General features: G+C 65.2%; 15 protein-coding genes. 13 read left to right on the plus strand and 2 right to left on the minus strand.

The window, feature by feature from the left end; all coding sequences use genetic code 11:
* A partial coding sequence (locus tag P2Q66_RS15870) for a cation:proton antiporter (RefSeq protein ID WP_275729650.1) occupies window positions 1-1,225 on the minus strand: 1,225 nt, incomplete at its 3' end.
* 198 nt (window positions 1,226-1,423) lie between these two features.
* On the opposite strand from P2Q66_RS15870, the gene P2Q66_RS15875 reads away from it, so the two are divergent.
* The 8 genes from P2Q66_RS15875 to P2Q66_RS15910 all read left to right on the plus strand — a co-directional run bounded on the left by P2Q66_RS15875 (window position 1,424) and on the right by P2Q66_RS15910 (window position 8,864).
* Window positions 1,424-1,807 (plus strand): hypothetical protein, encoded by a 384-nt coding sequence (locus P2Q66_RS15875; RefSeq protein WP_275729652.1) that lies wholly within the window; start codon window positions 1,424-1,426, stop codon window positions 1,805-1,807.
* Window positions 1,800-3,857, plus strand: a complete 2,058-nt coding sequence (locus P2Q66_RS15880) for a matrixin family metalloprotease (protein ID WP_275729654.1) — start codon at window positions 1,800-1,802, stop codon at window positions 3,855-3,857. Before P2Q66_RS15875 ends, P2Q66_RS15880 begins: the two co-directional genes overlap by 8 nt.
* 231 nt (window positions 3,858-4,088) lie before the next feature.
* A complete protein-coding gene (locus P2Q66_RS15885; RefSeq protein ID WP_275729655.1) occupies window positions 4,089-4,487 on the plus strand; it encodes an STAS/SEC14 domain-containing protein in 399 nt (132 codons plus the stop codon).
* Complete coding sequence (locus P2Q66_RS15890) at window positions 4,484-5,131, plus strand: LysE family translocator (protein WP_275729656.1); 648 nt, start codon at window positions 4,484-4,486, stop codon at window positions 5,129-5,131. Before P2Q66_RS15885 ends, P2Q66_RS15890 begins: the two co-directional genes overlap by 4 nt.
* Before the next feature lie 109 nt (window positions 5,132-5,240).
* Window positions 5,241-6,308 (plus strand): LacI family DNA-binding transcriptional regulator, encoded by a 1,068-nt coding sequence (locus P2Q66_RS15895; protein WP_275729669.1) that lies wholly within the window; start codon window positions 5,241-5,243, stop codon window positions 6,306-6,308.
* A 121-nt stretch (window positions 6,309-6,429) separates the two neighbouring features.
* On the plus strand, window positions 6,430-7,704 hold the full coding sequence (locus tag P2Q66_RS15900) for a hypothetical protein (RefSeq protein WP_275729657.1): 1,275 nt from the start codon (window positions 6,430-6,432) through the stop codon (window positions 7,702-7,704).
* Between the two features lie 42 nt (window positions 7,705-7,746).
* A complete protein-coding gene (locus P2Q66_RS15905) occupies window positions 7,747-8,436 on the plus strand; it encodes a cation transporter (RefSeq protein ID WP_275729658.1) in 690 nt (229 codons plus the stop codon).
* 83 nt (window positions 8,437-8,519) lie between these two features.
* Window positions 8,520-8,864 (plus strand): hypothetical protein, encoded by a 345-nt coding sequence (locus P2Q66_RS15910; RefSeq protein ID WP_079596477.1) that lies wholly within the window; start codon window positions 8,520-8,522, stop codon window positions 8,862-8,864.
* Window positions 8,865-8,873: 9 nt separating this feature from the next.
* Here P2Q66_RS15910 and P2Q66_RS15915 read toward each other — a convergent pair whose 3' ends face one another.
* Complete coding sequence (locus tag P2Q66_RS15915) at window positions 8,874-10,667, minus strand: cellulase family glycosylhydrolase (protein ID WP_275729661.1); 1,794 nt, start codon at window positions 10,665-10,667, stop codon at window positions 8,874-8,876.
* 180 nt (window positions 10,668-10,847) lie between these two features.
* Here P2Q66_RS15915 and P2Q66_RS15920 point away from each other — a divergent pair, with 180 nt between their 5' ends.
* From P2Q66_RS15920 to P2Q66_RS15940, 5 genes are all read left to right on the plus strand, one after another.
* The gene (locus P2Q66_RS15920; protein ID WP_275729663.1) at window positions 10,848-11,015 is read left to right on the plus strand and encodes a hypothetical protein; all 168 of its coding nucleotides are present in this window, start codon (window positions 10,848-10,850) and stop codon (window positions 11,013-11,015) included.
* A 405-nt stretch (window positions 11,016-11,420) separates the two neighbouring features.
* Window positions 11,421-12,761, plus strand: a complete 1,341-nt coding sequence (locus tag P2Q66_RS15925; protein WP_275729665.1) for an ABC transporter substrate-binding protein — start codon at window positions 11,421-11,423, stop codon at window positions 12,759-12,761.
* Window positions 12,761-13,654 (plus strand): sugar ABC transporter permease, encoded by an 894-nt coding sequence (locus P2Q66_RS15930; RefSeq protein WP_079596474.1) that lies wholly within the window; start codon window positions 12,761-12,763, stop codon window positions 13,652-13,654. The genes P2Q66_RS15925 and P2Q66_RS15930 overlap by 1 nt, the downstream gene beginning before the upstream one ends.
* A complete protein-coding gene (locus tag P2Q66_RS15935) occupies window positions 13,651-14,493 on the plus strand; it encodes a carbohydrate ABC transporter permease (RefSeq protein WP_275729666.1) in 843 nt (280 codons plus the stop codon). The genes P2Q66_RS15930 and P2Q66_RS15935 overlap by 4 nt, the downstream gene beginning before the upstream one ends.
* Before the next feature lie 56 nt (window positions 14,494-14,549).
* On the plus strand, window positions 14,550-15,466 hold a 917-nt coding region (locus P2Q66_RS15940; protein ID WP_275729667.1), incomplete at its 3' end, for an ABC transporter ATP-binding protein.

Here is a 15,466-nt window from a genome sequence, read left to right on the forward strand (position 1 = left end):
GGGCATCAACCCGGGCCACCTTCCGCCGGGAGTTCTTTGGTCCGCGGAGGCGTGCCGGCGGTTTTCGGTGCTGCTGGCGGAGTGCGAGCAGCGGAAACAGCAGCACAGAGAGCATTCCTGCCCCCACGAGTGCCGACGCGATTCCGCTGGAAATCAGACCCTCGTTCCGGCCGATGGCGGTCACCGCCACGATGATGGGCAGTCCCGTTGCCCCGAACAGGATGATGGCCCGCTTGTCCACCGGTGTTGACCTGGGCGGGGCTGCCAGAAGCGACGGCAGGCCGCGGACCACCAGCAGGAGGAGCAGGAACAGCGGGACCAGTGCCAGGGCGGCCGGGCTGGCGGTGAGGGCGCGCAGGTCGAAGTCGATGCCCGTGTCGATGAAGAAAATGGGCACCAGGAACCCGAACGCGACCGCGTCGATTTTGGTCTCGATGACGTGCCGGTCCTGTTCCGGGGCCCGCGCGATGGCCACTTTCCAGAGGACCCCGGCGGCGAAGGCACCCAGCAGCATGTCCAGTCCCACCACCATGCTCAGCGCCACCAGCACGGTCAGGATGAACATAATGGACCGGACTGCGAACTGGCCGCTGGTGTGCAGGGTCCGGGTGACCTGGGAGTGGAGCAGCGTATGCCGTGCCCGGGAGGCGAGGAAGATCGCCAGGCCTGTCAGGAGGACAAACCCGAGCAGCACCGCCGTGGCCGGACCCAGCTCCCTGCCGCTGAAGAACAGCGAGATCGCCACCAGGGGGCCAAACTCCCCCGCCGCACCCAGTGCCGTGACCGCGATGCCCATCGGGGTTCTCAATTCGCCGGCGTCGCGGAGGATCGGCAGCAGCGCGCCCAGCGCCGTGGAGCACAGGGCGACGCCGATGATCACGGCAGCAGCCGGTGACGGACCCAGAACAAATCCGGCGCCGATGCCTGCCGCCAGGGAGATGACCCAGCCGGCGGCGGCACGGTTGACCGGCCTTCCCCGGATCACGGCGAAATCAATCTCGTTGCCGGCCACGAAGAAGAGCATGGCCAGCCCGAACTGCGCCAGCGTGTCGATGAACTCCGTGGGCTGGATCCACCCCAACAGGCTGGGACCGAGCATGATGCCGAGGACAATCTCGAAGACCACAATCGGGACCTTGACCACCCGGTCCAGGAAGCGCGCCGCAAGGGGCGCCGCGATAGCCAGCAGGGCAATCAGAACCAATGACGTGGACAGACCCTGCATCGGCGGTACCTCCGGCACCTCGGCTGCTTCGAAGGAAAAGTACTCCAAAGCTACCGCCGCCGCTGGGTTGGCACCATAACAGCACCCCTGGCCTTGCCCCGGTTTCCCTGGTCCGCCGGCCTCTTGGGACGGTAACGGCACAGTAACGCGCGTGTGATCAACTCATTCCTGGGTTCCCCCGCACATGAGGAGGGCGTTATGGGACCGCCGTGGGCTTCCCTGCGGGTGGCCGGTGTGGCTCTGGACGTCCCGGACCAGCTTGCACCCTCAGGTGAGCGCAGTATCGACGGCAGCGCTGCCGTCCTTGAGGGCGCCGGCATGCGGCTGACCGTCGATGCGAGCCCCTTCGCTGACACCCTTACCCGCTATGCGGACAAGCCAGGCTATGAGCATTGGCGGGAAGCGGTGGGCAGCCACACCGCGGATTTCGTCCTGTTCGAGGAAGAGGGAATCCGCACCGTTGCCATGAATATCCCCGGCCGCGCCACCGCCGTCGTCCATCTGCCCGCCGGCGCGGAACGGGACGTGGCACTGCAGATCCTGCGAAGCATTCGAACTGATCAAGGAGAGTCCAATGACTGAAGAGCAATACCGTGCCGCCCCGTATCTGGCCGCGGTGGAAAACACCTCCCCGGGTGAACGCAGCCCGGGCTTCAGCAAGGTGCAAACGTACCTCGAGCGGTTCGGTTACCTGGCGGAATCCACCTCCAGGGAAATCGGCCTCCTGGATGACCCCACAGCAGGGGCCCTCCGGAATTTCCAGGAGTTTTTCCACCTGCCGGTCACCGGCGTCTTCGACGACGCCACCCGGGAAGCCATGATGCAGGCGCGCTGCGGTCTTCCGGACATGCGGGCCGGGGACCTCGCCTTCTCCACACAGTGCGCGTGGGCCGACCGGACGCTGACGTATGCCTTTGACACCGGCACCAACGATGTGGCCGGCACCGCCGAGTTCGACGCCATCAGGCGTGCCATCCAGACCTGGCAGAACGTGGGCGGATTGACGTTCACGGAGGTTGCCGTCGGGTCCAGTCCGGACATCCGGATCGGCTGGCGCCCTGCAGCGGACCCGGACCATTCGATGGTGGGTGGCGTCCTGGCCCACGCCGATTTCCCGCCGGGCTGCAGCGTGGTGACCAACACGCTGCCCAAGCCGGTGCACTTCGACGACAGCGAGCATGTGTGGAGCGTGGGTGCTGTGGCCAGCGCCTTTGATATCGAAACGGTTGCACTCCACGAGTTCGGCCATATCGTGGGCCTCGCGCACTCCAGCGTTGCGAACGCCGTCATGGCACCCACCGTGGCAGCCAACTTCACTAAACGTGCCCTCACCCAGGATGACATTGACGGCTTCCGGTCGCTGTACCCGGCCGCACCGCTGGCCTGGTCGGGCTGGAATTCCCTGGGCGGAACCATCACCTCGGACATCGCCGTCGGCAACAACAAGGACGGCCGGCTGGAGGCTTTTGCCCGGGGCACCGACGGGGCTGTGTGGCACCGGTGGCAGACCACACCCAACGGGAACTGGGCAGGCTGGGCTTCGCTGGGCGGGGTCATCACCACCGAGATCGCCGTCGCCAATAACCTGGACGGCCGGCTGGAGATTTTCGCCAGGGGCACGGACAACGCCCTGTGGCACAAGTGGCAGACCACACCCAACGGGAACTGGTCCGGCTGGAACTCCCTGGGCGGCGTGATCACCGGACCGCCTGCCACGGGGCGCAACGCGGATGGCCGCCTCGAGGTCTTCGCCCGGGGCACCGACGGCGCCGTGTGGCATCGCTGGCAGACCGCCCCGAACGGCAACTGGGCCGGCTGGCAGTCCCTGGGCGGCGTGATCACCTCAGAGATCGCGGGGGGCAAGAATGCCGACGGCCGCCTCGAAGTATTCGCCCGCGGCACCGACAATGCCCTCTGGCACAGGTGGCAAACGACACCCAACGGCAACTGGGCCGGCTGGCAGTCCCTGGGCGGCATCCTCACCTCCAACATCGCCGTCGGCAGCAACGCCAATGGCCGCCTCGAGGTCTTCGTCCGGGGCACGGACAACGCCCTCTGGCACAAGTGGCAGACAGCACCCAACAGCGGATGGTCCGGCTGGCAGTCGCTGGGGGGCCTGCTCACGTCCGACATTGCGGTGGGCAGGAATGCGAGCGGCCGCCTTGAGGCCTTTGTCCGGGGCACGGACAACGCCCTGTGGCACATGTGGCAGACCGCTCCAAACAGCGGATGGTCCGGCTGGCACTCCCTGGGCGGCCTGCTCACCTCCAACATCACCGTGGGCAGCAACGCCGACGGCCGCATGGAGGTGTTCGTCCGCGGTACCGACAACGCCCTGTGGCACATGTGGCAGACCAGGCCGTTCCTGACGGAAGAGCCCACCGGTTCCGCCGGTGCCACCACGACGTCGGAGGAGAAGGGCGGGGACATGCCGTCCGGCGGCGCGCTCCCGCAGACGGTCGAGATGCCGCTCGGTGCCATGGGCGAAAGCGTGACCACTAACGGCCACCAACCGGCGATGCCCCTGGGCGCCATGGACGCCTCGAAAGAGGAGTCCGCGGGCAGCCGCGACAAGGCATCCAAGGAAGCTGTTTCCGACAAGATGCCGGCGGGCATGGCCGCCACCGTCTGACCCGGTTGCTACAGACAACGCGGGGTCACCCCCGGCCCAATAAACGCCCGGAAAGAGGGCCGGGAGTGACCCCGCGTTGGTGTTTGAAGGGGACGTACGGCCCACTGGGGCAGGACGCCACAAAGCTCCAGCTGATTCCTCCTGATCCACCTGGTCCGGAGGGCAGCTCTGTGCGGTAGTTTGAGGCATGCCGCTAAACGTGGCTGATCAGTTTCTTGGGGGAGCGGAAAAATGGAACCAATCGTTATTGAGGGTGGCAAGGGCACGATAGAACTCGGTGCCGACGGAATTATCCACCTTTCGTGGAGGCCGGGCATTATTCTGGACAGCGACGACGTGCACGCGGGCATGGCCACGCTCAACGAAATCTGCGGCGGGTCCGAATACCCGATGCTGGTGGACATGGGGACCACAAAAGCCGTGACCCGGCAGGCCAAGTCTGCCTTCCAGATCCCGTGTGCCGCGTCGCGGATTGCCTTGCTGGGCTCAAGCCCGGTGGACCGCATCATTGCCAACTTCACCATCGACCGGCAGACGCTGCCGTGTCCAACCCGCTTTTTCACGTCCCGCGACGGCGCCCTGGACTGGCTCCTCCAAGGGGACTCCCCCGCCCCTATCCTTGAGTCGTGACCCTTCTTCAGGCCCTTCTTTCCTTTGCCCTGGTTGCCGGACTCCTCACGCTGGTTCCCGGCCTGGACACCGCGCTTGTTTTGCGCTCGTCCATCTCCAAGTCACGCCGCTATGCCTTCGCCACCGCGGCGGGCATCAGCACGGGAGCGATGATCTGGGGCGTCGCCGCGGCGGTGGGCGTATCGGCGCTGCTGGCAGCATCCGAAATCGCATACCGCATGCTGACCATCGCCGGCGCGGCCTACATGGTATGGCTGGGACTGTCCCTGCTCTGGAAAAGCCTTCGGCAACAGGGACTGCGTGCAACGGGCGGGACGATGGCTCCGGTGGAAGGCCGGGACAACCTTGTCCAGGGCTGGCTGACGGGGACCGGAACCAACCTGCTCAACCCTAAAGTCGGGGTGTTCTACATCGCCACCATCCCGCAGTTCATTCCCGCAGGAGTGTCGCCCCTGCTGGTGGGCATCCTGCTGGCAGGCGTCCACTGCCTGCTGGCCATGGCCTGGTTCACCCTGCTGATCTTCGGCACCGGGTACGCCTCCCGCTGGCTTAACGGAGCCCGCAGCATCCGCATCATCGACAACATCACCGGAACAGTCCTGGTGGGCTTCGGCCTCAAGCTCGCCCTCGAACCCGCCCACTAGTTCCGGCGGTGCACCTCAGGCAACACGTACGACGGCGGCACGCGCCGCCGTCGGACGCGTCCCCCAGTCCGTGCCCAGTTTCTTTTCTGAAGGAGGACAGATGATTTCAATGGAGAAAGGCCCGGGAGAACCGGCCCGGACGCCCCGTGCCCGGCGGATTCCCGAGCGTGCCCACCCCGTCACCCTCCGCGACGTCGCGGAAGCGGCCGGGGTTTCCACCGCCACGGTCTCGCTGGTGGTCAACAAGAAAAAGGACGCCCGGATCGCGGAGGAAACGCGGCAGCGCGTGAAGGATGCCATCCGGTCGCTGGGCTACCGCCCCAACGCGATGGCCAAGACCCTGGTCAGCGGGACGTCCCGGTTCATCGGGCTGGTGGCCGACGGCGTAGCCACCACCCCGTTCGCCGGCCAGATCATCCACGGCGCCCAGGACGAGGCGTGGAAGCACGGCTATGCCCTCCTCATCGCCAACACCGAAGGCAACGGCGAACTGGAGCAGGACGCCATCACCATGATGCTCGAGTACAAAGTGCGCGGCATCCTCTACTCCACGTGGTTCCACCGGCAGACTGACATTCCGGCGTCGCTGCGGGAAGCGGACTTTGTCCTGGTCAACTGCTTCTCCAACGAGCCGGGCACCCGGTCCGTGGTTCCGGACGAGGTGCAGGGCGGCCGCGCAGCCACGGAGGTCCTGCTGCGGCACGGCCACCGCCGCATCGCCTTTATCAATGCCACCATCCCCGCCCCGGCCAAGGACGGGCGGCTCCTGGGGTACAGGGAAGCGCTTGAGGACGCCGGCATCCCGTTCGATCCGGAGCTGGTGATGGAAGCCTATCCGGACCAGGAAGGCGGCTACGGGGCAACCGGGGAACTGCTCAAACGCGGCGTCACGGCCGTGTACTGCTACAACGACCGGATGGCCATGGGCCTCTACGACGGGCTGCGCGAGCACGGCCTGTCCATCCCGGACGACATGGCCGTGGTGGGCTTCGACAACCAGGAAGTCATCGCCGCGCACCTGCGCCCCCCGCTGTCCACGGTGTCCCTCCCCCACTACGAACTGGGCGCTGCGGGTGTCCGGATGCTGCTGGAACTCGACGGCGCAACCGAGGGAATCTCGAAAGTCCACTGCCCCACGGTGGAGCGCACGTCAGTCCGGGCGCAGGCCCACGCCTGAGCCTGATCCACGGCAAGACGTACGACGTCGGCGCGCGGCCGCCGTCGAACGTTTCCATGGTGGTTCCAAGGTCCAAACCTAGGATGGGAGTCAGCGTCAGCCAGGGAGGGGGCCGCCACCGATGTCGGAGGAAGTTCCGGAGGAAAGCCGCGGTTCCGGGCGGAACGGTTTTTCCCGGCGGCTGAAGGGCCTCGCCCTTCCCATGATCGTGGGGCTGGTCTTCGTGGGGATCGGTGGCGCCGTCACCTATTACGGGATCAACGCGAGGCCGCAGAATACTGACCAGTCCATCCGCCTTCCAACACCCGTCTCCCTGCGTCCGTGCGAAGTCCTGGACAGGGCTGCGCTGGTCCCCGCCAGCGGTGCGCTGTTCGGCGTCAACCTTGATATGGAGGCCAGGACGCTGGCTGAATACTCCTTCAACCTGGGCCACACGCCGGCAGTGACCGTGATTTCCACCAGTTTCCCCTACACCGGCGAGGAGAAGGAGGACCTGCAGCGCGCCGCCGACCAAATCCGTGCCCACGGCCAGACGATGCTGCTGACCCTGGAGCCCGTGAACGGCCTCGACGCGGTGACGGAGGAATCCGCCGCCACCCTCGCCAGGGACCTCGCGGCCGTCAACAACGGCGGCGTCCCCGTCTTTGTGCGGTTCGCGCCTGAGATGAACGGCAACTGGATCCCATGGGGACAGCAGCCGGCCCGCTACATCGCAGCTTTCCGGACGCTGGCGTCAGCCGTCCACGCCCAGGCGCCGGGTTCGGCGATGATGTGGGCGCCGGACTACGGCGGCGGCTATCCGTTTTCCGGCGGCCAGTTCGATGTGAAGCCGGGAACAGCGGACTTCACCGCGCTGGATACCGACGCGGACGGGGCACTGACCGCGGATGATGACCCCTATGCCCCCTTCTATCCGGGCGATGACGCGGTGGACTGGGTGGGCATGTCCCTGTACCACTGGGGTTCGGCCTTCCCGTGGGGCGAGAACGAACTGCCGGAAGCCAACAAGTTCGCCAGCCAGCTCACGGGCAACTACCTTGGCGCGAACGGGGACGACACCCCGGTGCCTGACTTCTACGAGGTCTACGGGGTGCAGCACGGCAAACCGGTGGCCATCCCGGAGACCGCAGCGCTGTTCAATCCGGCGGCCGGCGGGGAAACCGAGCTGGCCATCAAGCAGGCCTGGTGGGGCCAGCTGTTCGATCCCGCGACGGCCGCGCGCTTCCCGCAGCTGAAGATGGTCAACTGGTTCGAGCGGGATGAGGACGAGGTGGAAGTCAACGGCCGGGTGGACTGGACCGTCACTAAGTCACCGCAGGTCCGGGAAGCCTTCACCGCCGCATTGCCGGGCTGGCTGCACTACGGCCCGGCCGAGGCGTGCGCTCCCCGAAGGTAATCCGCTGCCGCACGGACCCATGCGCGGATATAGGTTGGGTTTATGGAAACCGTGAGGACTGCCCCGGCGCGGGCGCGGCGTGACGTCCTGAGCCGGCGCATCCGGCTCTTGGCTGCCGCGACGATCACCTACAACCTCGTTGAAGCGGTTGCAGCGCTGTGGGCCGGCAACGTGGCGGACTCCTCGGCCCTGATCGGCTTCGGACTCGATTCGGTGATCGAGGTCGCCTCCGCAGTGGCCTTGTCCTGGCAGTTCTCCGCGCAGGACCCGGAACGGCGCGAGCACCTGACCCTGCGGATCATCGCGTTCTCCTTCTTCGCCCTCGCACTGTTCGTCACCGTCGACTCGGTCAGGTCACTGACCGGCGGCGGGGAAGCACAGCACTCCATGCCGGGCATCGTCATCGCCGCCCTGAGCCTGGCCATAATGCCCGTCCTGTCCTGGCTCCAACGCCGGGCCGGCCGCGAACTCGGATCCAGGACTGCGGTGGCTGACTCCAAGCAGACCCTGCTGTGCACCTACCTCTCAGCCGTGCTGCTGGCCGGCCTGGTGCTGAACAGCACGCTGGGATGGTGGTGGGCCGACGCCGGTGCGGCACTGGTCATTGCCGGGATCGCCGTCCGTGAGGGGATCAACGCCTGGAAAGGGGACGTCTGCTGCACCGTCCCCCATGTGGAGGGAAGCCATGCCGGGGAACCCGATGACTGCTGCGCATCAGACGGGACAAAGTGAGGCGATGGAAACCTTTGCGAAACAAGGAATCCCCAAGCTGCGCCGTTAGGGTTCCCCAATGTCCGCTCCCTACCCTCTGATTCATGATTACTTGCTCGGTGCTGCGGTGCACCAATGCCGGTTCCGCCTTCCTGGTGGGGAACCAGAACCTCGTTGCCGGTTATCACGAGGCCTTCGTCTGCGCTGAGCATAAAGCGTTGATCGAGGCCGGCTCCCCCTGGGACATGGAGGAGCGCTACGTGCTGTTGGGACAGGACATGGCACCTGTCCTGCAGACATGGTCCGCCCGCCCAAGCGCCGGGTCAGAGGGCTTCACGCTCACCCTCGAAATCGCGAACCAGGCCAAGCCCATTGAGGTCTTCCTGAGCTCAAGTGAGGCAAGGATGCTGGCCCAGTTCATCAGCGCCGCCAACGGCGACGGCAGTTGAGCGTTGTTTCTAGCTGAGCTCGCGCCGGAGGGTTTCCTGGAGCGGCACGTTGGGTTCGCCCGGTTGGCCCTGGCCGCTGAGGTAGAGGCCCATTTGGGCGCCGTGGTACTCCCAGTAGGCAAAGCTGAGGTTATTTTCCTCCAGAAGGCTGAGCATGTCACTGACCCATAGCTGGCCGCCCTTGCCCTCCATTTCAAAAGCCTGCCGGACCGTCCCGAATTCCATCACGGACATGGGGACGTTGTTGTCGGCGCCGAACTTCAGGTGCTTCCCCAGTTCGTGCGCCAGGTAGGTCTTGTCACGCTGGAGGAAGCCGTTTCCGGAGGCTCCCGGCGACTGGGCATAAACGTCCAGCTGCAGGCCGATGCGGGGCGCCGCGCCGGCTGACGGTGCGATGTCCTGTCCCCGCATGAAGCCCTGGATGCGGTACTTGTTGCCGGGAGTCACCTTGAACAGGTGCCTATCGTTGCTCCACCCTGTGATGGCAGCGGGGTCTGTTGCATTGCTGATGGAGAGGCTGCCGTCATCCAAATGCCCGGTGGTTTCCCGTGCAAAAGCGGCCGGCGCCGCCGCGTCTCCGCCGAAGCTCCACTGGTACCAGTCCAGGACGGCGTCCTTGTTCAGCTGTTCATCAACGATTTTGCGCAGTTCTGTCCCATCCGGGCCGTACTCGGTCACGGTGACGGCGTCGAACCCGGCGGTACCCTGCATGCCGCCCTGCACCGTCATGAGCGGCGCGGCCGCTACCGCGTTCCGGTCGTCGATGGCGATGATGCCGCTGTCATAGGGAGCCCAGTCCGAGGTGCCGTTCGGCAGGCCCGGGGTGGTGATGCGGCTTCCCTGCAGCAGGGTCCTGTTGCCCGTGGGCAGGATGACGTTCGGGTCCGGGTACCGGCCGCCGTCCTGAATGGGGCCTTCCACCCAGGAGGCGTACTGGTGCGTGTATTTGATGGGCTCGTAGAAATGAAAGTCGTACACCACGTTGTTGTCGTCCACCAGGAAGTGCTGGTCGATGCCGGCAGCACCGTACCGGCCGTTGACCCCGTAAATCCCGCCGATGACCAGCAGGTGGTTCTGGTCCACGGACCGCACCGAATCCACCAGCTGCTGCGCGAACTTTTTCCACTGCTCCCCCGTCGCATCAGTGGTCACCGGTTCGTTCAGCAGATCGTAGGCGGCGATGGCCGGTTCGTCCTTGTACTTGTCGGCAATGACGCGCCACAGATCGGCGTTCTGCTGCTGGATCCGGGGGTTGGACCAGATATCGAAACTTAACTGGTCGCTGGTGGGGTCCAGCCAGAAGCCCCCGATCGGTGTGTGCAGGTCCAGGATCAGGCGCATCTCATGCTGCCGGGCCCAGGTGACGTTTTGGTCCAACCACTCCAGGAAAACTTTTGGCGAATCGACGAACCAATCCCCGTCGAAGGCGAAGCGGATGCTGTTGAATCCCAGCTCCTTCGCGCGCTCAAAATCCGTCTCGGAATGGTGTTGGGAATTGAGAAGCTCGGTCCCCTTCGGATTCCGGTGGTAGAGGTTGGAAAAGTTCACCGCCTTCAGCCTGGCGGGTTCCCCGTTGAGGACCAGGCCGCGGCCGGAGGCAGTAACAAAGCCCGTGAACGACGCCGGCCCGGCTGCAGGAGGGTCATCCTTGTCGCCCAAGACCGTGAAGCCGGCGATTATCAGCGCCGGGACCAGCACCAGCAGCGCACCGCCAACCCACCACGGCCACTTGCGCCGCCCGGCGATCCGCCAGGCCCTTGCCCCTGCTGGGCGATCCGATGATGAAGCGCTGCCGTCGGTCATGATGAGCTCCCCTTGCCTGGCCATAAAGCAGTTGCGCCCACTATAGGGAGCTGACCTTGGATAAACCTTTGGTGTGGTTCCACCTGCGGAAACCAACGGGACGCATAGCACATTCAGGGGTCGGAAACGGGGGCATCGGCGTACGCTGGGGAGATTACTGCGACCGTGAGGCGGAGACAGATGAGAGCTTTGGTGGTGGCGATCCTGGTTGTCGCCGTGGTCCTTTTCATCCTGGGACTGGCCGTCAAAACGCTGGGGTTCCTCCTTGGGGTGGCCCCGGTGCTGGTGATTGTCGCCTTGGTCCTTCTGCTGCTGAACCGGTTCAGGGGACGCCGTATTCCGCGCTGAATAAACACCGCCCGGCCAATGCCAGCCGGCAAAGGGAAAGCCCCTCCTAGGAGGGGCTTTCAACGTAGTGGTCATTGGTCTTCTGGTAACGGTCAGCGGTGATGCACTCCCCCTTCCCGGACGCCCCACAGCGCCCATCCGGACTATGACAAGAACTGACTTTAATAAGCCAGGTCCGCCGCGTAAAGGGTTCCAGCCGATTTGCTGGAAGTCATCTGGCTGAGACGTACGACGGCGGCACGCGCCGCCGTCGTACATCCCACCTTCAGTGCGCGCTGGCACCGTGCCGGCCCCGACACACTTCCTCCTCCCCGCTTTTCAAGACGTGACCCTTGACACATCCAACCTTTTGTCTAATGATTAAACGAAAGTGGTGCAAAGCCGCACACCCGAATGGAGCAGTGCATGAATCACGAATTCCCCTCCCCATCCCACCTGCCCTCACGCCGCAGTATGTTGCTGGCGGGCCTGGGCACAGCCCTGTCGGCGCCCTTCCTGTCCGCCTGCGCCGGTTTCGACACCAGTGGAGCCGCAGCAGGCAGTGGGACCGTCAGCTTCCTGTCCACCCAGTTCACCCCCGTGGAGGAAAAACAGCGATACGAGCAGGTCCTGAAGAAGTCCCTCCGCCTGCCCGTGGCCTACAACTCCGTGGACCCTGGCGTCTTTGCGTCAACGGTGAAATCGCAGACGGCCGCCGGGAACATCAAAACGTCCCTGCTGGGCGGACTGCACGGCGAACTCGCACCGCTGGCCGACTCCCTGGAAGACGTGGACAGCATTCTCACCGACCTGGCCGGCCGCGGCTTCACCAAGGAAATGCTGGAGCTGACCAAGGCCGGCACCTCCTCGGCAAAGTACGTCCCGTGGATGCAGGCAACCTACGTGGTTGCCGTCAACAAAAAGGCACTGGAATGGCTGCCCTCCGGAGTGGACGTCAATGACCTGAGCTACGAGGACTACCTGGCCTGGGCCAAGGCAGCCAAACAGGGTGCCGGACGGCCGGTGTTCGGCATGCCCGCCGGCCCCAAGGGCCTGCATCACCGCTTCTACCAGGGATTCCTGCTGCCGAGCTTCACCGGCGGCCAGATCACCACGTTCCGCAACCCGGACGCGGTTGAGGCCTGGAGCTTCATGCAGGAACTGTGGGACAACATGGTGCCCGCCTCCACCAACTTCGACGCCATGCAGGAACCGCTGGCGCGCGGTGAAGTGCTGGTGGCATGGGACCACGTGGCCAGGCTCATCAACGCTCCTGCCGATAACCCCGACGAGTGGCTGATGGTGCCCGCCCCCAAGGGACCCAAGGGCCGCGGGTACATGCTCATCGTCGCAGGCCTGGCACTCCCTGCCGGTGGAACCGAGCGGGAACTTGCCGAGCAGGCCATCCGCGGCTTGTCAGAACCGCTGACCCAGGTCGAAACCCTGCGACAGAACGCGTTCTTCCCTGTGGTGCAGACCGAGCTTCCCACCGATCTGGCAGGGGCCATCGCGCTCGAAGCCGGGGCGGTCCGGCTTCAGCAGCGTTCCCAGGGCGCGCTGCTGGCGCTGCCTCCGGTGGGCCTGGGTGCGAAGGAAGGCGAAGTGTCCCAGATCTTCAAGAACGTCTTCCAGGAGATCTGCCTCAACAACCAGGACATCCAGCCGGTCCTGGACCGCCAGGCCAAGGAGCTGAACACCATCATGCAGTCGCTCAACGTACCGTGCTGGGCACCCGATCCCGTCTCCGCGAAATGCGAGGTAGCGTAATGACCGTCCAAGCGCCCCCGGCCCCGGCCAAAGCCGCCACCCCTGTCCGGCGCCGCAGCGTCCCGGCTGCGGTCTGGCTGATCGGACCGTCCGTTGTCTTTATGACCCTCCTGCTGGGTTGGCCCGTTATTGAAGGCGTGATGCAGGCCTTCCGGAACGAACAGGGCTTCACACTCGAATTCGTGACCCGCATGGTGCAGGATCCCTACTTCTGGCCGGCGGTGCGCAACACGTTGCTGCTGATCGCTGTGATGATTCCGATCCAGTTCGCCTTCGCCATCGGCATGGCCCTGCTGCTGCGTGCGAACCCGCGGCTGAACAAAGTCCACTTCTTCATCTGGGCCATTCCACTGGCCCTCAGCGACCTAGCCGCAGGCCTGGTCTGGCTCTCCATCTTCAACGACCGCGGCTACCTGAACTCGGCCCTGGCCTGGCTCGGCATTGAAGGCGTCTCCTGGCTGGCCTACGACAACCAGACAACGATGTTCATCTGCGTCCTCATCGCTGAACTGTGGCGTGCAACGTCGCTGGTGCTGGTCATCGTCGTCGCCGGCCTGCAGGGCATCCCCAAGGACTACGACGAGGCCGCGCAGGTCTTCGGCGCATCGTTCTGGCAGCGCCTGCGCCACGTCACGCTGCCGCTGCTCAAGCCCAGCCTCCAGGTGGCCCTGATCCTCCGGACCATCCTGGCGTTCCAGACCTTTGCCGTTGCCCAGGCGCTCACCGGCCAGAACTTTCCCCTCGTCGTCGGCGAAACCTACCGCTGGTACACCGGCCTGCAAAACCCCAACGTTGCAGCTGCGCTGGCCCTGGTGATCCTGGCCGTGTCCATGCTGACGTCCATCTTCTACCTGCGGGCTCTCCGCGAAAAGACCCAGGGAGGCACCCGATGAGCCAGGCCACCGTTGATACCGCGCCGCTGAAACGCCAGAAGCGGAACAGGGTCCTGTTGCAGCTCACCTGCATCGCAGTGTCGCTGTTTATGCTGATCCCCATCTACCTGATCTCCCTTGCGGCCCTGTCCAGCAGGGAATCCCTCAACGCCTTCCCGCTGAGCCTGCTGCCCACCAGCTTCTCCTTCGAGACGCTGAACGCATTCCTCGGATCCACGGGCGTCTTCGGCGCACTGGGCAACTCGCTGATCGTGGGAGTGGGAACGCTGCTGCTCTCGGCACTGATCGGCGTTCCGGCAGGTTACGCCCTGGCCCGCTTCGCATTCCCGGGCAAGGAGCCATACCAGCTCTTCCTGCTCTTCACCCGGGCCCTGCCCATTGTGGTGCTGTCCGTCCCGCTGGCCCGGCTCTTCCTCACCGTGGACATCTACGACACCACCTACGCCGTGATTCTGCTGCACACGGCACTGGCACTGCCCACCACGATCCTCATCTCGGCCAGCGTGTTCCTGGGTGTCCCCCACGACGTGGAGGAGGCCGCCAGGGTATTTGGCTGCAGCCCGTTCGGAGCCTTCATGCGGGTGGTCATGCCCATGGCCCTGCCCGGCATCGCCGCCGCCTCCATCTTCACGTTCGTGATGTCCTGGAACGAGGTCCTGGGCGCCTCCATCCTCACCCTGGACCACCGGACACTGCCGGCACAGGTCCTCACCTCGCTGGCCGATTCGCCCCTGGCCTACCGGTTCGCCGGAGGCTTCGCGCTGGTGATCCCCTCCATCATCTTCATCGCGTTCATGCGCCGGTACCTCACCAACATGTGGGGCTCCACCATCCGCTGATCCCGGCATTCCCCCAAAACTCCAAGCTTCCAGAATCCTTCAAGGAGCCGATCCCCATGGCTGATATCTCCATTTCCAACCTCATCAAGACCTACCCCGGCGGCACCGAACGGGCCACCGACGACGTCTCGCTCCACATTGCCGACGGCAGCTTCACGGTGCTGCTTGGCCCGTCCGGCTGCGGGAAAACCACCCTGCTGCGCATGCTGGCCGGACTCGAACTTCCGGACTCCGGTTCCATCTCCATCGGAGGGCGGGACGTCACCTACCTGCCGCCCAACAAGCGGAACATCTCCATGGTGTTCCAGTCCTACGCGGTCTTCCCGCACCGCTCCGTCCGGTACAACATCGGGTTCGGACTCCAGATGGCCAAGGTCGCCAAGGAGCAGATCGACAAGAAGGTCCAGTGGGCCGCTGACCTGCTGCAGCTGACCCCCTACCTGGACCGGCTGCCGGCGCAGCTTTCCGGCGGCCAGCGCCAGAGGGTTGCCGTAGCCAGGGCCATCGTGGTGGACGCGGACGTGCTGCTGATGGACGAGCCGCTGTCCAACCTGGACGCCTTGCTGCGCCTGAATTTCCGGTCCGAGCTGAAGAAGATCGTGCAGGACCTGGGCACCACCACGGTGTATGTCACCCACGACCAAAGCGAGGCACTATCCCTCGGGGACCAGGTGGCCGTGATGCGCAAGGGCCGGATTGCCCAACTGGGCGACCCGCTGGATGTCTATGACGCGCCGAGCGACCGCTTCGTGGGCGGCTTCATCGGTTCCCCGCCGATGAACTTTGTTGACGCAGCAGTGACCCCGGACGGCGAGCTGGTGGTCGGGGACCAGCGGCTCATGGCACCGTCATTGCTCCAGTCGTTCGGGAACCACAGCATTGTCCTGGGCGTCCGCGCCGAAAACGTGTCCGTGGCCAAGGAACGCGCCTCCGGGCACATCGCCGCCACGGTCCTGGTGGTGGAGCCCATGGG

Source organism: Arthrobacter sp. Cr_A7 (assembly GCF_029222765.1).
Taxonomy (GTDB): domain Bacteria; phylum Actinomycetota; class Actinomycetes; order Actinomycetales; family Micrococcaceae; genus Arthrobacter.

Coding starts and splice junctions, on each gene's coding strand:
- P2Q66_RS15915 (WP_275729661.1), bottom strand. CDS start 10,667: ATGACCGACGGCAGCGCTTCATCATCGGATCGCCCAGCAGGGGCAAGG.
- P2Q66_RS15885 (WP_275729655.1), top strand. CDS start 4,089: ATGGAACCAATCGTTATTGAGGGTGGCAAGGGCACGATAGAACTCGGT.
- P2Q66_RS15935 (WP_275729666.1), top strand. CDS start 13,651: ATGAGCCAGGCCACCGTTGATACCGCGCCGCTGAAACGCCAGAAGCGG.
- P2Q66_RS15905 (WP_275729658.1), top strand. CDS start 7,747: ATGGAAACCGTGAGGACTGCCCCGGCGCGGGCGCGGCGTGACGTCCTG.
- P2Q66_RS15895 (WP_275729669.1), top strand. CDS start 5,241: ATGGAGAAAGGCCCGGGAGAACCGGCCCGGACGCCCCGTGCCCGGCGG.
- P2Q66_RS15930 (WP_079596474.1), top strand. CDS start 12,761: ATGACCGTCCAAGCGCCCCCGGCCCCGGCCAAAGCCGCCACCCCTGTC.
- P2Q66_RS15875 (WP_275729652.1), top strand. CDS start 1,424: ATGGGACCGCCGTGGGCTTCCCTGCGGGTGGCCGGTGTGGCTCTGGAC.
- P2Q66_RS15900 (WP_275729657.1), top strand. CDS start 6,430: ATGTCGGAGGAAGTTCCGGAGGAAAGCCGCGGTTCCGGGCGGAACGGT.
- P2Q66_RS15920 (WP_275729663.1), top strand. CDS start 10,848: ATGAGAGCTTTGGTGGTGGCGATCCTGGTTGTCGCCGTGGTCCTTTTC.
- P2Q66_RS15910 (WP_079596477.1), top strand. CDS start 8,520: ATGATTACTTGCTCGGTGCTGCGGTGCACCAATGCCGGTTCCGCCTTC.
- P2Q66_RS15925 (WP_275729665.1), top strand. CDS start 11,421: ATGAATCACGAATTCCCCTCCCCATCCCACCTGCCCTCACGCCGCAGT.
- P2Q66_RS15880 (WP_275729654.1), top strand. CDS start 1,800: ATGACTGAAGAGCAATACCGTGCCGCCCCGTATCTGGCCGCGGTGGAA.